The 18,117-nt window shown below is 60.9% G+C and carries 18 protein-coding genes and 2 pseudogenes; 11 read left to right on the forward strand and 9 right to left on the reverse strand.

What is annotated here, in order from left to right; genetic code table 11:
• Positions 1–320: class I SAM-dependent methyltransferase (locus tag AAGW05_RS00005; protein ID WP_411802410.1), on the reverse strand; the 320-nt coding region annotated here is incomplete at its 3' end.
• 158 nt (positions 321–478) lie between these two features.
• Between AAGW05_RS00005 and AAGW05_RS00010 the strand changes: the two genes are divergently transcribed.
• The 3 genes from AAGW05_RS00010 to AAGW05_RS00020 all read left to right on the forward strand — a co-directional run bounded on the left by AAGW05_RS00010 (position 479) and on the right by AAGW05_RS00020 (position 2,697).
• Positions 479–1,150: a maleylpyruvate isomerase N-terminal domain-containing protein gene (locus tag AAGW05_RS00010; RefSeq protein WP_411802411.1), complete on the forward strand. Its 672-nt coding sequence runs from the start codon at positions 479–481 to the stop codon at positions 1,148–1,150.
• A gap of 209 nt (positions 1,151–1,359) precedes the next feature.
• On the forward strand, positions 1,360–1,806 hold the full coding sequence (locus AAGW05_RS00015) for a Clp protease N-terminal domain-containing protein (RefSeq protein ID WP_411802412.1): 447 nt from the start codon (positions 1,360–1,362) through the stop codon (positions 1,804–1,806).
• A 333-nt stretch (positions 1,807–2,139) separates the two neighbouring features.
• Complete coding sequence (locus AAGW05_RS00020; RefSeq protein WP_411802413.1) at positions 2,140–2,697, forward strand: hypothetical protein; 558 nt, start codon at positions 2,140–2,142, stop codon at positions 2,695–2,697.
• 78 nt (positions 2,698–2,775) lie between these two features.
• On the opposite strand, the gene AAGW05_RS00025 is transcribed toward AAGW05_RS00020, so the two are convergent.
• The 6 genes from AAGW05_RS00025 to AAGW05_RS00050 all read right to left on the reverse strand — a co-directional run bounded on the left by AAGW05_RS00025 (position 2,776) and on the right by AAGW05_RS00050 (position 7,927).
• Positions 2,776–3,018, reverse strand: a complete 243-nt coding sequence (locus AAGW05_RS00025; protein WP_411802414.1) for a hypothetical protein — start codon at positions 3,016–3,018, stop codon at positions 2,776–2,778.
• 444 nt (positions 3,019–3,462) lie between these two features.
• On the reverse strand, positions 3,463–4,272 hold the full coding sequence (locus AAGW05_RS00030; RefSeq protein ID WP_411802415.1) for an SDR family NAD(P)-dependent oxidoreductase: 810 nt from the start codon (positions 4,270–4,272) through the stop codon (positions 3,463–3,465).
• A gap of 274 nt (positions 4,273–4,546) precedes the next feature.
• Positions 4,547–4,813: a hypothetical protein gene (locus AAGW05_RS00035; protein WP_411802416.1), complete on the reverse strand. Its 267-nt coding sequence runs from the start codon at positions 4,811–4,813 to the stop codon at positions 4,547–4,549.
• A gap of 27 nt (positions 4,814–4,840) precedes the next feature.
• Positions 4,841–5,125, reverse strand: coding sequence for a hypothetical protein (locus tag AAGW05_RS00040; RefSeq protein ID WP_411802417.1), 285 nt, complete (start codon positions 5,123–5,125; stop codon positions 4,841–4,843).
• A gap of 116 nt (positions 5,126–5,241) precedes the next feature.
• Positions 5,242–7,092 (reverse strand): FUSC family protein, encoded by a 1,851-nt coding sequence (locus AAGW05_RS00045; RefSeq protein WP_411802418.1) that lies wholly within the window; start codon positions 7,090–7,092, stop codon positions 5,242–5,244.
• A gap of 598 nt (positions 7,093–7,690) precedes the next feature.
• Positions 7,691–7,927 carry a GNAT family N-acetyltransferase gene (locus tag AAGW05_RS00050; RefSeq protein ID WP_411802419.1) on the reverse strand — a complete coding sequence of 79 codons (237 nt, stop codon included), beginning with the start codon at positions 7,925–7,927 and terminating at the stop codon, positions 7,691–7,693.
• A gap of 838 nt (positions 7,928–8,765) precedes the next feature.
• On the opposite strand from AAGW05_RS00050, the gene AAGW05_RS00055 reads away from it, so the two are divergent.
• The 3 genes from AAGW05_RS00055 to AAGW05_RS00065 all read left to right on the forward strand — a co-directional run bounded on the left by AAGW05_RS00055 (position 8,766) and on the right by AAGW05_RS00065 (position 10,630).
• Entirely contained in the window at positions 8,766–9,185 is a 420-nt protein-coding gene (locus tag AAGW05_RS00055) for a hypothetical protein (protein ID WP_411802420.1), read from the forward strand.
• Positions 9,186–9,671: 486 nt separating this feature from the next.
• A complete protein-coding gene (locus AAGW05_RS00060) occupies positions 9,672–10,049 on the forward strand; it encodes a PadR family transcriptional regulator (protein WP_411802421.1) in 378 nt (125 codons plus the stop codon).
• Positions 10,046–10,630 (forward strand): HAAS signaling domain-containing protein, encoded by a 585-nt coding sequence (locus AAGW05_RS00065; protein WP_411802422.1) that lies wholly within the window; start codon positions 10,046–10,048, stop codon positions 10,628–10,630. Before AAGW05_RS00060 ends, AAGW05_RS00065 begins: the two co-directional genes overlap by 4 nt.
• 133 nt (positions 10,631–10,763) lie before the next feature.
• On the opposite strand, the gene AAGW05_RS00070 is transcribed toward AAGW05_RS00065, so the two are convergent.
• Complete coding sequence (locus AAGW05_RS00070; RefSeq protein ID WP_411802423.1) at positions 10,764–11,153, reverse strand: NUDIX domain-containing protein; 390 nt, start codon at positions 11,151–11,153, stop codon at positions 10,764–10,766.
• Between the two features lie 136 nt (positions 11,154–11,289).
• On the opposite strand from AAGW05_RS00070, the gene AAGW05_RS00075 reads away from it, so the two are divergent.
• The 5 genes and pseudogenes from AAGW05_RS00075 to AAGW05_RS00095 form a co-directional block, all read left to right on the forward strand.
• Complete coding sequence (locus AAGW05_RS00075; protein WP_411802424.1) at positions 11,290–11,808, forward strand: GNAT family N-acetyltransferase; 519 nt, start codon at positions 11,290–11,292, stop codon at positions 11,806–11,808.
• A gap of 556 nt (positions 11,809–12,364) precedes the next feature.
• Positions 12,365–12,679, forward strand: a pseudogene (locus tag AAGW05_RS00080) (IS110 family transposase); the annotation flags it as partial.
• Between the two features lie 76 nt (positions 12,680–12,755).
• Entirely contained in the window at positions 12,756–14,018 is a 1,263-nt protein-coding gene (locus tag AAGW05_RS00085; RefSeq protein ID WP_411802425.1) for a tyrosine-type recombinase/integrase, read from the forward strand.
• Complete coding sequence (locus tag AAGW05_RS00090) at positions 14,015–16,531, forward strand: tyrosine-type recombinase/integrase (protein ID WP_411802426.1); 2,517 nt, start codon at positions 14,015–14,017, stop codon at positions 16,529–16,531. The genes AAGW05_RS00085 and AAGW05_RS00090 overlap by 4 nt, the downstream gene beginning before the upstream one ends.
• A gap of 34 nt (positions 16,532–16,565) precedes the next feature.
• Positions 16,566–17,453 (forward strand): annotated as a pseudogene (locus AAGW05_RS00095) (IS110 family transposase); the annotation flags it as partial.
• A 276-nt stretch (positions 17,454–17,729) separates the two neighbouring features.
• Here the strand turns inward: AAGW05_RS00095 and AAGW05_RS00100 are convergent.
• Positions 17,730–18,116 (reverse strand): hypothetical protein, encoded by a 387-nt coding sequence (locus tag AAGW05_RS00100; protein WP_411802427.1) that lies wholly within the window; start codon positions 18,114–18,116, stop codon positions 17,730–17,732.
• Position 18,117 lies beyond the last annotated feature (1 nt).

Genomic DNA, 18,117 nt, shown 5'->3' on the forward strand with positions numbered 1-18,117 from the left:
CCCAAGGGGAATCGTTCTGCCGACCCGCGAGTAGCCGTGATGCGATTAGCGATTTCAGAGTGAAGTTCCTGGCAGGAGGTTCGGAGCACGGAGAGCATGTTGGCAGACGTATCAACTGCAGAGACGGCGTGTCCAAGTGTCGCGATGGTCCGTGTTCCTAGTCCTGTGCCGGCTCCTAGCTCCAGTACTTCCAGTCGGTGACCGCTCAAGGGTGATCCCGATAGCCACGAGACCACCTCCGCCGACCAGGCCGGGCGAACCTCATCATGCACAACAGCGCCGTGCGTCGAAGCTGTTGGTGCGCTATGGACCTGATTCATGCCTTCAGACTAACGATTATCAGGCGGAACTCCGTCTTGAATACCTAGGATCCGTTCCTACAGGGGTGAGGAATTTGGTGCATCCCAGCAATCCCTGCACGGTTGATCGGTGTCTTATCTGGATCGTGTCTGCCCATCCCATGTCATTGTGAGCGCTTGTGGCAGAGTTGTCGGTGATCGAGTGGCGAAGAAAGGTTGATGTATTCGTGGATCTTGAGAGCAATCCGGAACCGGCGTCCCGACTGTGCCGTGAAGCGCAGGGGCGGTTGATGCGTCGCGTGGCACAGCTGACCGACGAGGACGTCCAATCGTCAAGTCGCCTGCCGGGCTGGACCGTGGGCCATGTTCTGACCCATCTTGCTCGCAATGCGGACGCCCATGCGCGACGACTATCAGGTGCGCTGGGTGGCCACGATGTTCCTAAATACCAAAGTGGTGAGCAACAGCGCAGCACCGAGATTGAAGACGGGGCCACGCGGTCACCTGGTGAGATCATCGCCGATCTCCAATCCAGCATGGAGCGTCTTGAAGAGATATTCACGGCATCCATGGCGGCAGGATGGCCCAACGGGCATTTCCTTGGCGGAGGGCACTACGGTGTAGCTGGTTGCCCAGCACACAGGCTCCGGGAGGTGGAGTTGCACCACGTAGATCTCGGACTGGGCTACGGCCCGTTGGATTGGCCGCAAGAGTATGTGGACTGGGAACTTCCGCAGTTGCTTGCAAATGCTCCCGAGCGACTCGATTCATCTAATAGTCGGCGGTTGGTTATGGCATGGTTGGCCGGACGCGGGCCGTTGGACAGCGAGACAACGCCGAACCCCTGGTAACCACCAAGTCCCTCGAATCGCGCGGGCACAGAGAGAACATACGGGCCGCTGGTGCCGAAAGCGCGGCCGTACAGTGCCCGTGGGCCGAACGCTCACCGGGACAGCCGAGATTGGCAGTAGGGGATGGAGTTATGGCTCTCACCGGCCAAGACCCGGATCGGCAGGCGCGCCCGTGGTGCTGACGCACAGCGAAGACTACGCTTTGGGGCATGAGCGGTTCGAAGATGTCTCAGAACTACACCGACGGTGCGCAGCGGGCGGTGATCCTGGCTCAGGAAGAGTCAAGGGTAATGATGCATGACTCGTACATCGGTCCCGAGCATCTACTATTGGGGCTTTTGCACGCTTATCCAAACACGGTGCAGACGGCGCTGGGCGTCTGGCCGGATGAAGTGCGTCAAGCGATAATGAGTTTCGCCTCCCCTGGTCCGCCAGACACCTCAGAATCGATGCCGTTCACCCGCAAGTCTCTGGAGGTCCTCAAGGCGGCGCAGCGCACCGCGCGGGAGCTTCATTCCGATCACGTCGGGATCAAGCACCTATTGTTCGGGGTGCTGAGTGTCCATAGCGACCGCCTGGATCGTGCGCTGGCCGCTGCGGGTGTGGATCGAGACAGTGCACAAATGCGGGTAATGGCGGCGCTTATGCAGGGGTGATCGGTTGGTCATAGCTGGGCAACAGGCAGCGATCCCCCACCGTCCTATCCTCGCAAACACAGGCGAGTGGTCCACCCGAATAGGCATTTCGGAGTATCCCGCAAGCCGGTCGATCACAGGTCGGCCGGATCACCTGGACGAACAGTGGCTGTGAGATTTGTTGGGTTGTCCGCGGGGGAACCCTCTGTGGGAAAAGGATTAAGTGGTGGCAGTTTGGGGTGAGGATTCATGGCACTAGATTGGTCCCGGCCAGCGGGTCCACGAGTCATCACCTTCTTAAATGATCGAAGGTAGCAGGCTGCTTTTCGCGTGTTCTGGCGGTAGTGTCGCCATATGCCCGCGATCATAGAACCGAGAAGCGAACTGATTCCCGATCCGGCCACAGTTGCTGCCCTGGTGGCGCAACTGGTAGAAGGAACTTGGCCCAGCTCCGATCAGGAACAGGAGACCCTATTCAGGCGCCTCCACTTCAAAACCGGAGAACGCTTGGATCACGCGTCGGACGAATCATCTACGGCATCATTCACCCTCTTCACTGAAGTGCCAGGCATTTCCTTCGCCTCATGGGACTCGTTTCGTGGCAAGTTCTTGGGCGTCCACTTTCACCTATATGCCTTCCCTGAGGCGCAGGCTTCTGCGAGCCTCCTCGGCCACGACGTCGTGTCGAACAATTTGACGGATGTCTATGGCCAGCCAATAAGGCCGAGGGAAGACGAAGAAGTGCCCCCCAGTATCTGGAAGGCAAATGGCCGCGAAATAGTCACCCATCTCTTCACCATGCGCGACAGCACCCTGATGCTCAGCGTTTCCGATGAAGTGCTTGCTGCGGATGCCGAAGCAGAAGCAATCAATAGGTCCCGCTCTCCAGACAAGAATGAGCCGTCCCCATAGGGGGAACGCTTACCGGGCACTTTGACAACCTGGCGGCTGGCGTCAACGACGTTGTGCGGGGCCGTTACTTGTTGAGTCTTAATAGTCCATGTTTGTAGCACGGTCTTCAAGGTACGCGTTGTATTCGACGTATTTTGCAAACCGGTCAGAGTTTTCCATGGCTTCGGCAAGTTCGGCAAGTTCGGCAAGTTCGGCAAGTTCGGCAAGTTCGGCAAGTTCGGCAAGTTCGGCAAGTTCGGCAAGTTCGGCAAGTTCGGCAAGTTCGGCAAGTTCGGTCCGGAAGGCGGGATCGAATCGGACGTGCAGCCCAGAGGGATCCACTCCATGGCGAAGCACGTACGCGTGTCACTGAGCCATGCGCCGAACTCGTCGATAAGTTCCAAATAAGGGTTGATGGCTTCATCTGTCGCGGGCATGAAGAAGATGCCGACGCGCTTAGTTGCAGAACTCAGTCCCACTGGGATGGCCCCAATCCCTTTTAGGCAGGTAGACCGAAGAACCGTGACCCTTCTCAACCCGTGAGAATAGGTATTGCGCCAGCGCTCGACCACATCAACGAGCCGATCGTTGTAACGCTTGTCATCCTTTCGCGTCAGATCGAAAACCTGTCCGTACTTATCCCCCCACCGCAGTCCTATGAACTTTTCTAGAGAATGCTTGGAAGAGTCGAAGCCTTGGAAGGGCAGTGCGAGAACCATATAGTGTTCGAGGAGACTGAGGCAGGTGTTGACCGAAGCCATCAAGTCACTGAACCGGAACGCCAGGTCAGCTGGCTGGGCTGTCGGGCAGCAGGCTTCGGCGGTCCTCGGCGATCGAGGAGTGGCTGCTCATCCCGCCGTCGACCACCAGGCATTGTCCGGTGACGTAGCGCGACTCGTCGGAAGCCAGAAACAACATGGCCTGCGCGATGTCTTCTGCGGCGCCAATGAACGGCAGTGCGTTGTGCGAACGGATGGACTCAATCGCGTCAGCCGAGAGGTTGTCACGCAGCGCCGGGGTCATAATCGCACCCGGGGCAATGGCATTGCAGCGCACGTTCTGCGCCCCGTACTGCGTCGCGACGTATTGGGTCAGGCGGATCACCGCTGCCTTCGCCGTGCCGTAGGAGACCTGAAGGAAGTCCCCGGAAAGCCCGCCCACCGAGGCGGTGTTGATGATCGACCCCCCGCCGGCGGCGATGATGTGCGGCAGCGCCGCACGCGAGCCGACCACGGTGCTGCGCACATTCAGGCGCATGGTCCGGTCGAATTCGTCCATGTCCAGGCGCAGCAGGTCCAGGTCCTTGCGCGGGTTGCTGCCGCCGACGTGGTTGCACATGATGTGCAGCGAGCCGAACTCCTGGACTGCCGCCTCGACCAGGGCGGTCAGCGACGCCTCCTCCATAGCGTCAACGGCGAGTCCGAGCGCCCTGCCTCCGGCCCCGGTGATCTGCGCCGCAGCCGCTTCGGCCTGCTCCGGCTTCAGGTCGCCGATCACCACCGCGGCCCCTTCCGCGGCCAGCAGCTTCGCTGCCGCGAGGCCGATCCCGCTTGCACCACCGGTGATCACAGCGACTTTACCCTGGGCTCGATTCATGGCTAACACCTCACGCTTGGCAGTTCTGGTGCATCCACGGTAGTCCCGCTGCGGCGGTCTGCACAGGGTGAACCGCAGAAATCGGGAAAATCGTACGCGAAGTTTTCTTTTTAGTCTTTGTAATGGGCTTTTCCCACGGGCTGGACGATCGGTTTGAGTCTGTTCGTGCTGCCTTGCGGGCGTCCCGGGCCGGGGGCCGAGGCTATCGGCTGTTCTGCGTGGTGGACGGTATTACGGCAGGTCCGCCGATACGCTGCGCGCACCCGTGACGGGCTCAGGGCGGTTTTGGGAAGGGCTGTTGCCAGGGCAGCCGGCATTCGATGGCCAGGGGGGCCAGGCGCAGCAGCGTGTGCGCTGCCATCACGATCCAGGTCCACCGGTCGGCCGCCGCCGGTTCCCGCAGCTTGGGCCTGGCCCACCCCAAGCTCTGCTTCAGGAACTGTAATATGTGTTCGATATCGAAGCGGCGCAGGTACTTTGACCACCAGTGATCGGCCTGTGTCGCTTCCTGTGGCAACGGTTTCGAGGCCCAGAGCCACATCGGCTTGGGTTTCGCGTTTCCCGGCAGTCACTCGACGTCTAGGCCGATGACCATTCTGCTATTCCGAGAATCGAGTCGGGTCGGTGGCGTAGGCGAAAACGCCTGCTGCAGATATATTGGCCTCAGTACACCATCGGTAAACCCTCGCTTGTGGCGCATCAGTGCCGGCCAATCGATCGACAGCCTGTCCCCGCTGATGCCCTTGTTCCGCGTCAGGTTGGCGGCGTCGATGATTTCCGCGCCACGGCGGAGGATCTTCTTGGGATCACAGCCACGCAGCGCACAGGTGCCGCCGCAGGGGAGTGCATCCACGATTCCCACCCGCCATCCCCGCGCAGCGCATTTGTTCGCCGCTGTCATGCCGGCAATGCCGGCGCCGTCGGACTTTCTCGTGCCGAACCGTAGTTGACGGCGAAGACAGGGGCGTCTCAGCCCCGGTCGCAGGTCTTGAGAAATTCCGTGCTGCTGGAACCGACCCATCGTGCGACTTGCACAAGCCCGGGGGAATCGGCCTCATCAGGACTTTGGTGATTGTCCTGGTCGATGATCCCGTCCAGCGCGTCTGCCGCGGCGCTCAACGTTTGAGCAGTCAAACGGCCCTCCCCGGCCTCGAGGACGCTCACAATCGCGAGCGTCTCGAATCGCGTAGCCAGGGAACTGCAGTCTTCGGCGAGCACGCCGGCACGCTCATCCTGGCGGCCCAACGGCGAACGAAGATTCATCACCTCCGTGCGCTGCCGGTAGAGCGGGCGCATCAGCTCGGGCGGCATGCGGTGTTGCCCCGGTGTCCCAGACGCCGGATTGGCCAACTGTGCGATGGACCGCAGCAGCTCGCTCCCAGCGCTTCTGGCCCGGCGCACCCGCTGGCCCACTCGGTCTGGTTTGAGTTGTGGCACGATCGTGAATCCGAGCAGCAGCCCGATCGCGACCCCGGCAAATAAGAGAAGGATGTATTCGATGAGCGTGCGAGTCGGGTCAAGGCCCTTCCCGACGGCGTTCATACCGACCGAGACAACGACGAAGCTGCCTATCGACAGGACCTGGTTACTGGCGATCAACCAGACGCCGGCAATCGCGGCGATGAGCGCGAAGGGCAGAAGCCATGACTGCGGCAGGAGCCATAGCGCCAAGGCCATGACGCCAGCGCCTCCGGCGACTCCCAGCACTCGTTGCTTGGCTTTGAACAGGGACTGGGTCCAGCTGATCTGCAGGATCGCGAAGGATGCCGTGGCCATTGAGGTGACCAGAGAATCATGCGGTCCCACGGTCGCCCACGCCACGAGGAACGTGAGCAATACGCCCAGAGCCGTTCGTAGCGCGTGTCTCAAGGTTTGTGCGCGCCACGTGAATGCGGATCTGACGGAGGCCCGGTCAAAGGCGCGCCTCGTTGCTGGCGCGTCAGCGACCTTCGTGGTGTCTCTGCGGCGGGCAGCCTCCTCGACGCGATCCAGCGTCCGCAAAGCCGCATCCAGCGCAACCGTGTTCGAGGAAGCCGCGTCGGGTGTCCGAGGACTGAGATCGCCGGGCTTGCGTGCCGCAACAACGGCCGACACCTCGGAGGCCCGCCGGTCCGCTTTCGCCGCATCGTCGACTCCCAGGACGGTCCGGATCGTCCGGTATTCGACGGCGCCCTGGAGCGACTCCTGCAGCCACCGTACTGGCCTGTCCCTCAGCCACATTGTGTAGGCATGCTCGAAGCCGGGGTCGGCCTCCGTCAGTGTCGCGGCCGCCAGCGCACGGGCGACGTCGCTGGGGTCTCGCATCTTCATCAGGATCCGCAGCAAGACGACGAAGCAGACGCCGACAAAGGCCGCCACCACCGTCTGAACTGGTGAACCAGTGTTCGTTTGGAGAGCGAAGGCAAGCAACGTGGCAATGCCCAGACCCAGGCCAGCTTGCGCGTAGTTCCTGCCCAGGACAGGCAGCAGGCCCGCCACGAAGATGATTAGACAGACGAGCACCAGAGCCAGTCCTTGGTTATATTCAGCGAGAATACGCGGTATCGACGCGGCCAAGGCGGTTAGCGGTCCATACCACGCCACTTTTCTCAGATCCGCCCGCAACGTGCCTCCTCCGACGCCGAGGGTGAAGAAGATGGCCGTGAAACCGGCAATAATGATGCTCGCGCCGAGGTTCAGAGCCGACGCGATGAGCATCGCTCCGCCCATCACAACGATCACCACCGCGATCAGACCGATGCTCGCCGAGACATCCCGTCCGATTTTCTTCCGGGGTTTGGCCGGCTCCGCACCTGCCGCTTCAGCTCCCGTCGCACGCATGCCGTCAGGCTACCACGCCCGATCCCGGTCGACGAACGTCTGTTTCCACCGGAGTACGAAGTGAGCACGGCGGTGTAGCAAAACGCCGACCACGCGGATTGGCTGCCTGGCGCGCCACGATCCAGTGTGACCGACGCGTAACGGACTTCGTCCGAGCAATCGAGCCTCCACGCACCCAAATGGCGCGGTCGACACACCCGCCGGCCTGCTCGAGACCGCGGAAGCGACCGGGACGCGCTGGCCGTGCTGACCACCGCGAACGCGCTGCATTTGGCTGGACTCTTAGCCTTCTGTTTTCGTCCATTACCGCTTTTGACTGGCGGCAGCCCTTGACTGCCAGCGTTCCCGTTGCCGTGTAGGAAGCAGCCGCAGACGATGCCAGCACGTCAGTCCAGACCGAAACCGCGCCCTGGACAACCCATCGCGTTGAGGCACGACGGCCCTCCTTTCACAACCAGTGACATACCGTTCGTCCAGCTCTCCCAATTCGCCCATGTGGCGGTAACACACCGCCCCAGAAGAGGCAGGGGCAGGTCCGTTCCAACTCGGTCGCCTTCCTGTCGTCGAGATTCCCTGCCCGTCCCGAAAAAGGAACCGCTTACGGGGCGGTGAAGGTGAAGTGTGTCACTGGTGACCCCACGGCTCCCTGGACTCGGTAGAAGTCGAGTGCGTGGGTGTCGTCGTTGTCCGCCGGGATGAACACATCCCGGATGCCTACCGCTGCCGCAAGCTCACGAAGCTCGCGGATGAGCCAACTCCCCACGCCTTGCCGTTGATTCTCCCTACCCACCGCGAGATCGTAGATGAAAAGTTCAGACGACGCCGATCTGGTCATCGGGAGGGTGTGCGCGCTGAGCCCTCCGCGCGCCGTAACAAGAACCCTGAGCGAGACACCGCCCGGTTTTGCTTGAGTCAATCTATCCCGGTGCAGTTCCTTTCAGCCTGTCTTTGTCAATGGGGTTTTGATCGGAGTCGAAGCAAGTGGTAAGCCAACCAAACCGTGCCAACGATTGGAAGTAGAGGAAACGTGGGTGTGCCTGTAGCGACCAGGAAGGCGAAAACGGCCCAGAGAATAGCGGTGATTACAGCGATGGCGATAAATGACCTGCGAGTGACTGGATAAGTCGGTAGAACGATACCTTCGGCGCGAAGCTCGCGGGTTTCAATCACTGCCCCACGGATCAATGGACCGAATACAGCAGCCAAACCTGCGATGTCCACGAGCGTTTGCCAGGGTTGCGGAACGTTCAAAGCATCCAGTGCGCTACCCAACACCGCGCCCAGGATCAGGAACCACCACAGACCCCAGGCAACGAGGCGCCTTCGTTTCGGCGGCATGCGTTCTAGCGAATCGGACGGTCGGGATTGCCAGTCGTACTTCGTACCGTTCTCGTCTGCCGCCGGCTCCTAAGAGATCACCCCTGATTCCGAACGGAACACACACCGTGGAGACCCGGCGGCGAACCCCGGAACTCAAGGGTTATCTCTTAAACAAGCGGAACAGTCCCGCTGTCGTGAGACGAGATTGCTGCAGCCACCTCACTGCAGCCGGACCAAAGTATCGGTGCGATCATGGCTGCCTGCAGGCCAGCTTCAGCGAAACCGAGGGGCAGCCGTGGACCAAAGCTGATCAAGATGAAGTAATAGGGGGAGCCTCACGCTTGGAGGGCTTCATGGCTCGGTTTCTACCCACTCTCGCAACCACGGCTCTGGCCACGTTTATCGGCAAGGTCATCGCATTCTCGCTTGCTGGCGCATTCGGAACCACCATCGCCTCTGCTATTCTCTCGGCGCTTGAGGGCCACATTCAGACGGCGCTCTGGATCGGGCTAGGTGCACTCGTAGTGCTGGCCATCGTGGCGGAGCTCATCCGCGAGCTACGTCAAGAGAGAGAATCTCGGATCTCACGGGTGGTCTTTGTTCAAATGCCGCCCGGATGGGAACCCGAGCCGCCCATGTGGCTGAACGAGTCCCATAACCTTGGTTCGAACGTGCCGATCGAAAGTGACGACATCTTCGAGGATATGCGGCGCTCAGCAAGCTACGATCTGAAAGCCGGCGCCCCGCCATCCAAGTCGAACCTCGGAAACTAGCGGACTGGGCTGGACTTGGGGAGGACGGTTTTTGTGCAGCTGTCCCGTCTCATCCAAGTTGGACCATGAAAAGGGCGAGGGCTAGCGGAATGGTCCGACTGTAGTGAGACAACTTCAGCAAGTTCGTCTCACTACAGTCGGACCAAACCCTCGAATCCAGTCGAAAATCCAGCCCGTACATTTGATTCTTGCCCAGGGCGTCGGGTATCCCGTAAGGGGAACGTCAACTGGGGCACTTCATGCAACGATCCCATCGTTGCAGCTAGGACCTTCCATCGCTGGCGACGGAACGGATAGGGACGTGTTCGGCTCCGGACTCATTCGCGTCCATCACTGTCCCACAGTGCCCATCGGCGCTCAGGCTAAGCGCATGGCCTCATAGGCTTCGTGCAACCTGCGAGCCATGTCGCTCTATTGGGAGGATTCCTGATGACTAGCAATCCTCAACTAATAGATATTGACTAATAGTTGTGGAATGATAGGTGCATGGAACATCACGTCTCTCCACACGACCCCCAATTGCTCAGGGGGGTGCTGCCGATGCTCATTCTGTCACTGCTTCACCACCAGGAATCTTATGGTTATGACCTGGTGGAACGCTTGCGCTCCTTGGGTTTGTCTGGTCTGGCGACCGGTGCCGTGTATCCGGTGCTCAGTCGATTCGAGCGTGATGGTTGGCTGATCAGCTACATGCAGCCCTCGGCCTCTGGACCGGCTCGAAAGTACTACGCACTCACAGAGGCGGGCGAACTTGCCCGCCTCAATGCTGCCCAAAAGTGGCAGGAAGTCGCTGCCGTGGCTGAGCGGGGCCTGTCCATTGTCAGCAGGGAAACAAAGCGCGAAGAAGAACGGAGTGACTCATGAACGTCAAGGACAAGAGCGCCGACGGCATGGGCCAGCCACAGCCGAGCGAGGCGACGGCTCCTGGAAAGCCGCCGAAACTCGGATTGCGGCACGCCCTTGCCAGGGAACGGTATTTGTTCAAGGTGGATCTGTATCTTGACGGAAGGGTTCCGACGCGTATTCGCAAGCGAATTCTGGCCGATCTACGCAACAGCATCGACGCCGACGCCGAAAGCACCAGCATCAAGGAGGTCCTCGAAGGCTTAGGCAAACCGAGTGAGCTGGCAGCCAGTTACGCCGAAGGCGCTGACCAATCGCGACCGCTGTGGACAACAGGGGTGGTGGCCGCCCTATGCGTGCTCATGGTGTACTGGCTTTTCCTATTCACCTTCACCTTCGGGATGCTTGCCGTCGCCATGCAGGCTGGCGGAGAATTCCATTCCCATTTCTTCTTCCTCAAGGTCACGGCATTCTCCGGAGACAACGGCGTAGGCATCGGGTGGACCGGAAATGCCGCGCTCTGGTTCCCAATGGCCCTTGCCGCCATCGCATTCATCCCCGCAAGCAGGGCCTGGCGCATGTTCGGGCGCCGTCGGGGCTGACTCGGCGGCCTGCATGGTTTCTGCATGGGGGTGTCACATTCCGAAAGGTACCGCACCCAATTTTTGCGGTCGCCTGCACCGCGATTGCGTGTCCGCAACTGCAACCTGTTCCGGTCAGAAATCAGGGCAGCACCTAATTGAAGAGTGCTGGGTAGCCGTCATCGGCTAGGTCTAAGGACATTGCCTCGTCCAACCTGAACCATCCGATGGCGTCGTGTTCATCGGGTGCAGCATTGATGATCGCACCTTCCCATGCTTCAACCTTCCATATTTCTTGGAATATCTCAGCGTCCCGGCGGGTCAGCAGCGGGTGCCCAGTCGGCGGAGTGATTTCTACGCCTAACTCTTCTCGAAGCTCCCGCACAAGCGCTTGACGACTATTTTCGCCCCGTTCAAGGTGACCTCCCGGGAAGTCCCAAACATTCGGATATCGTGCCGTCGACGACGATCGGTGTACGAGAAGCACCCGCCCCGCGCAGATAAGCATTCCGCACGAAACCTGATGCACCAAGGATTCATCCATGGGTCGATTTTAGGGATGAGCTCACCGGTGGGCGAGCGAGAGGTACGGCATCTGGAAGGCGAAGGCCTTCGGGCTCTCGAATGGGACGCTCCTGAGCGGTGTCAGACAGAGCAAAGTAGCAGGCTAGGATCTTTTGATGGCTACCCTCATGACCCCCAGTGTATTTTTTCAATCCTCCTGGCTAGAAGCCGCCGTTGAATTTGGGGGAGCTCACCGGGATGGTGGCGGAGGGGAGGATTGGTCATTGGAAGACCTCCGGGATCCGCTGGACTTTGGCCGATTTGTTGACGAACTTGTTGCTGCTGCGCTACCGGAAAGCCCACGGAAGCCTGGTTATGTGACGTGCACCTATCTGTGGATCGTTGAAGGGGATGTGGTCCTTGGTTCCCTTGCCATCCGCCACGAACTCAATGATTTCGGGCTGAATGAAGGCGGGCACATTGGATACAGTGTGCGGCCATCCGCGCGCCGACTCGGTCACGCCTCCAAAGCGTTGAATGACGCGTTGCCTGTTGCCCGCGAGCTGGGCATTTCCAGGGTTCTCGTCACCTGCGATGAGGACAATGCCGGTTCCCGTGCCACTATCGAAAAGAATAGTGGCGTCTACGAAGACAGCCGTAACGGTAAGCGCCGCTACTGGATCAACACGCACTAAATTCATACTGTCTTGGCCCGGTGGCGTTTTCAGAAGACGACAGCACGAGTGTCAGAGCCGCGCCCGTTGCGGGAACCCTGACCGGTACGGTCAACGATTCCCGCGTCGGCCTTTTGGTTTTAGAATGGACGTTTAACGATTGCTACAAATGGCATAGACGTAGAGAGACTCCCGAAGGCAACGGAATCATGTCCTGAGACGAGCCAATATCCGGACAGAAGCTTCCCTCGGTAGCCACCAAACCGCAGCGCAATCAGTAGTGGGTGAATTCAGCGAATAACCACCGCGGTGCCACCCCCGTTACCTTTTTAGTAGCCCCTTAAAGAGTAAGAATTGGGGTTGTTGGCCTGTCGGTCCCGGCATGATTAAGTCCCCCAGTCATTGATGATCCGGGGGGTGTTGTCACCGGGATTCGATAGGCGCCAGGGGATCGCTAATGGGGACCGGACCAGCACAACGAATGAGCGTGTAGGTCAGCCGTAACGTGGATGCCGAGCCTTGCCGCCGTAGGACATGCCAACGCTAGTTTCACAGGACTATTTCTGGGAGGTTTGCGGTGATCAAAGGACACGAGGACGTCGATATCTTCATTGGTGTTGACGTCGGTAAGAGCAACCATCATGCGGTCGCTATCGACCGTACTGGCAAGAAACTCCTTGACCGGGCACTGCCCCAGGACGAGGCGAAACTGCGGGCGATCATCAAGGCCGTCGCCGGCAAGGGCACCGTGCTGCTCGTCGTGGACCAGCCCTCCACCATTGGCGCCTTGCCCGTCGCCGTGGCCCAAGCCGAGGGCATTCTGGTCGGCTACATTCCGGGTTTGGCGATGCGCCGCATCGCCGATCTGCACCCCGGAGAAGCCAAGACCGACGTGTTAACCGAACTACCCAAGTCCAGCGGGCGAACCCATAGCCGGAGCCACAGTGCGTCAGCTAGGTTCTGTTCCCATGGACAACGAAGATTACGTCCCACAGGATCTGGCCTCGTTGGAGGTGGCTCTGGCGGGTTCCCTGGTTGCGACTGGCGAACCCTTCGAGCCGTATCGGCTGGTTGACGCTTCAGGGAAGGGCATTGGGCCGGCGGCGGTCTACCTCGCCGAGTTGCTGGCCTGTGGTCGGTCGGTGAAGACGCTGCGCTCCTACGGCATGGACCTGTTGCGGTGGTTTCGGTTCTTGTCTGCACTGGAGGTGGAGTGGGACCAGGCGACCCGGGTCGAGGCGCGTGATTTCTGTCGGTGGTTGCAGGTTGCCCGGAAACCGGTGCGGCCTCACTGGCGATATCCAGGTGGTGACGGGCCCGCTTCCGAGGCGAGGCGTGGGACTGAAATGGCGGATCCATGGCCGGGAGGGGTGCCGGACGCTGACCGGTACGCCGCGGTGACGGTTGCGCATTGCGAGAGCGTGTTGCGCAGTTTCTACGATTTCCATTTGGAGGCGGGCTCCGGGCCGATGCTCAACCCCTTTCCGCTAGCACGGGCCCGGGCAGGTTCCGGGGCCCGCGCGCAGCACAACCCTAATGAAGGATTTGGTGGCAAGCGCGGGGGCCGGTATCGGCCCAAGGTTGTCACCCGGGCGCCACGGGCGATTCCCGATAGGCAATTCGATGAGTTGTTTGCCAAGCTGGGGTCCCATAGGGATCGGGCTTTGGTGGCGTTTTGGGTCTCGACCGGCGCCCGGGCCTCGGAATTGCTGGGTGCCACGGTGGCTGACGCTGATCCCGGGCAGCAGCTAATGACTGTGATCCGCAAGGGCACCGGCGCGGTGCAGCCCTTGCCGGCTGCACCGGATGCTTTTGTTTGGTTGCGCCTTTATCAGGTGCAAGTGCAGGGCCTGGTTCCGGCGGGCCGGGATGAACCGTTGTGGTGGACGTTGCGCCGTCCGTTCAGGGCCTTGAGCTATGACGCGGCGCGGGCGATGTTTGACCGGGCGAATACGGCTTTGGGCACGCATTGGTCCTTGCACGACCTTCGACACACGGCTGCGTACCGAATGGCACGGGATCCGCTGATGCCCCTGACCGACGTGCAATGGGTTCTCGGCCACGCGTATTTGTCGACCACCCAGCGCTATCTGAACCCGGTGACCGAGGAGGTGATTGCCGGCGTGTTGGCCTTCCACGCCCGGCAGCGCCTGCGGGATCCCGGTCCCACTCCCGCCCCGGATTACCGGCCCGAGAGCATGCAGATCCTCTTCGGGAATGACCCCTCATGAAGAGCAACGACCAGTTGACCGACACACCGGCGGTAAGCATCACGGCGGCGGACCAAGCAGTGGCAGGCAGGATGGTGGCCCTAACGGGCGCGCAGTTGAGGGCAGGGTTCCCCGCCCGCGAGCTCGAGTCCTCGTGGCTTTCGACGTGTCAGGACCGTGCTGCGGTGCTTGAACGTGTCTTCGCGGCCCCGTTCAGGCTGGAGAACCCCAGCAGCCAGCGACCGCGGGATGCTGGGGTTCGGTCGGTGCTGGGCTGGCTCTCGTCATTCCCCGGCGAGACTTGGCAGCAGCGATGGCAAGCCAGCGGGGCCGAGGCCGCCGGTGACTGGCGGGACCTGTTCAACGGGGAATCCGTCAGCCGGGGGCCGGCCTGCCCTCCGGTACCGCATCTGAGTGTTGGGTTGTTGGTCCTGATTTGTTCCGACGTGATCCGGCCGAGTCTGGGTTGGCTCTTGCTCTTCGCCCCGGTCCGTCGATCGTTGGCCAGTGAAATGGCTCGCACGCGTGATGGACAGGCGTTTTCTGCCATGAACCGCACGTGCGTCGACGAAGAGGTTGGCCTGCAAGCCGGCCAGCAGGCGCTGACCCATATTGCGGTGATCATGGCGGCGAAGGGAGGGCTTGTTGCCAACGTGGAAGTCGGCGATTGCGTTGAGCTGCTGGAGCTCACGGCGGGACTCCCCACGCGTTCCAACGGTTTTATTCGCAGCCCGCTGTTCTATCAGCTGCTGCGCTGGCATGGAGTCTTGGGCCAGGAGGCGCCCGCCGCGATTGAAATGTTCTCCGGCAACGGCCAGCCCACCTGCGAACAGCTAATCGACCGCTACAACATCAAGTGCCGTCCGGTGAGGGACGTGCTCGTAGATTACTTGCGGGAACGCCAGATCGCCATGGATTTCTCTTCATTGCAACGCACGGCCTATTTGGTGGGTAAGTTGTTCTGGGCCGACCTCGAATCCCATCACCCGGGGATCGATTCACTGAAGCTCCCACGCGACGTCGCGTCTTCCTGGAAAAAGCGGGTCATGACCCGCACCCGCACCAGCACCGCCCCCAACGGCCAACAGGTGCAGCGGACCACGGAGCGGCTCGATGGCCGCAGCGTGCTATCGGCGGTGCGGGTCTTCTACCTGGACCTGGCCGAGTGGGCCGATGAAGACCCTGCACGGTGGGGTCCGTGGGCGGTGCGTTGCCCGGTCAATGCCACGGATGTCTCCCACAAGAAAACACGGTTGGCACGCAAATCCCGGACAGACCAGCGGACCCGCGAACGCCTGCCGGTGTTGCCCGCACTGGTCTCGTGGGTCTACTCCGAACGGGAACGCACCAGCGAACTGCTCGCGGCCGCCAAACGCACCGACCCCGGCGAACTCTTTACCGCTGAAGGCCAACCAATGCGCCGCTCGGAGATGAAGACACCCGGTGGCAAGCACACCTGGGCCGAGCCCCCGGACGGCGGGAAACGAGTTGACCTCATGTTTGAAGAGCACCGCGCATTCTGGACCTGGGCCATGGTCGAAGTGCTGCGTCACACCGGCATCCGCATCGAGGAACTTTGCGAGCTCTCGCACCACAGCCTGATCCAATACCGGCTGCCCGACACCGGTGCACTAATTCCCCTGCTGCAGATAGCCCCCTCCAAGACCGACGCCGAACGAATCCTGGTCATCTCACCCGAACTTGCCGATGTCCTTTCCCAGATCGTGTCCCGAATTCGCGCGGGCCAGCCCCACGTACCAGCCGTAGTCTCCTACGACAAGAATGAACGCGTCTTCAACGCGCCCCTGCCGCTGCTGTTCCAATGGCGCCGACGCCTGGAAAACCGGGCCGTCTCCGAAACCGCCCTGCGCCACTACCTCGACCACGCTCTGGACGGGATCGGCATCAAGGACGGTGGCGGGAACCCGATGCGCTACACCTTCCACGATTTCCGCCGGCTCTTCATCACCGATGCGATCATGCACGGCATGCCACCACACATCGCCCAGCTGGTCGCCGGCCACCGCGACATCAATACGACCATGGGATACAACTCCGTCTATCCCGAGGAAGTCATCAAGGGCCACCGGGAATTCATTGCCCGCCGCCGATCCCTACGTCCGGCCCAGGAATACCGCACCCCTACCGACGCGGAATGGGCCGAGTTCATCGGCCACTTCGAACACCGCAAGGTCGCCCTGGGTGACTGCGGCCGCTCTTACGACACACCCTGCATCCACGAGCACAGCTGCCTGCGCTGCCCGCTGCTGCGGCCCGATCCAACGGCCAGGCCACGGCTGATCCAGATCCGCGATAATCTCATCGACCGAATCAAGGAAGCCGAGGCCCACCGCTGGCTCGGGGAAGCCGAAGGGCTGAAAGTCAGTCTCGCCGGCGCCCGGGCCAAACTGACCGAAATGGATCAAATCACCGCCCGCCGCACCACCACCACCCAGCTGGGCATGCCAACTTTCACCCAAGCTGCCGGCCGGACCAACATCCAGCAAAACAATGAAGATGAAAGCTCGCAATGACGCCGGATAGCCCTGAAATTCTTAGTTCGGAGAAGACGCCAGAGACGCAGCGATCATTGCTGAAGCAGCACGGTCCCTGCCACACACCCTGCGCTCCATCGTCGTCGCCGACGAAAAAGCCGCCGAACTCTCCATGTTGTGTGGATTTGACGATGATCTGGCCAAGCAGGCCACCGCGACCTCGAACCGGATCCGGGGCCTGCTCACCCAGATACATCCCGCCTTGGAACGGGTCATTGGCACGCATCTGGACCATCCAGCGATGGCCGAGTTGCTGATCAAATACCCGACGCCAGAGAAGCTACGCAAAGCAGGCCAAACCCGTGTCACAGCACTGCTCGCCAAGTACGCTCCACGGGCCGGAAAACGCTGGGCACAAGACGTGTTCACCGCCCTGGGTGAGCAGAGCGTTGTAGTCGCTGGCACTAACGCGGCAGGCACTGTTCTGCCTCAACTCGCCGCAATGCTCAAGCAACTGCGCACGGCCCGAGATGAGCTCCTGACACAGGTTGAAGCACTCGTGGAGGCCCACCCTCTTCACGTCGTCCTGACCTCCATGCCGGCAGTCGGTGTCAGGACCGAAGCGCGCATCCTCACCGAGGTCGCGGGCAAGGAATTCAAGACTGCCGGCCACCTCGCCTCCTACGCCGGACTGGCGCCGGTGACCTGGCGATCAGGCACCTCGATCCGTGGAGACCACCCGTCAAAGAAGGGCAACAAGTCCTTGAAACGGGCGTTCTTCCTCTCCGCATTCGCAGCCCTGAAAGACCCGCTCTCACGGGCCTACTACGACCGGAAACGAGCCGAAGGGAAGCGCCACAACCAGGCGCTGATCGCCCTTGCCCGGCGCCGCTGCGACGTGCTCTTCGCAATGCTCCGTGACGGCGCCCTCTACGACGCACCAGCTTCCAAAACCACATAACCACTCAAAGACAGCAACTGCCGGACACTCGCCGGCAGCAACTTCCCCTGCCCAAAATACTTCATCAATATTCTGGAAGAAAAACGGCTAGACCCCTTGACGAAGAACATAGGGACACCCCCCCAATCATGCCGCCGCCATGACTACGAACACCCCACAAGGAAAATCTTGGCAGGGGGTTTCCTTACTCGGTCCGTCGTCAACGCCGGTGGCGGCTTCATCGTCAAACAGGGCGACGCTCAACACTTGGGTATGGCGCAAATTTCAGGTGCCGTTCTACCTGGCACTTCTGAGTCTCAATAATGCGATCACGAACGGGATGACGCCGGCCGCCACAAAAGCGACGGCACCCCAGACATTAAGTCCTAGGACAGCGGTCGTGACCACGATGATGACGAAGCCGATCAAGGGGACCCCAAACAGGAAGTACCACCCTGCACGGCTGCGCCAATCGGTCGCTCTCAACGCTGCTGCGTTGAGAGGTACCCCGAGCAACATTATGGGTGGAAGAGCGGCGAGGAGTAGGCCAACGAGGAGCACGATTGCCGTGCCAACGTGGAGGCGGCTTTGACCTGAGCCAGCGGTGAACTGTGCGATGCCAACGGGAAGCAGAACGAACAAGAGAACCACCATGAGTCCGGCGCCAAAGAAATTGGGTTTCATA

Origin of the sequence: Arthrobacter sp. LAPM80, assembly GCF_046736435.1 — a bacterium.
In the GTDB taxonomy this organism is placed as follows: domain Bacteria; phylum Actinomycetota; class Actinomycetes; order Actinomycetales; family Micrococcaceae; genus Specibacter.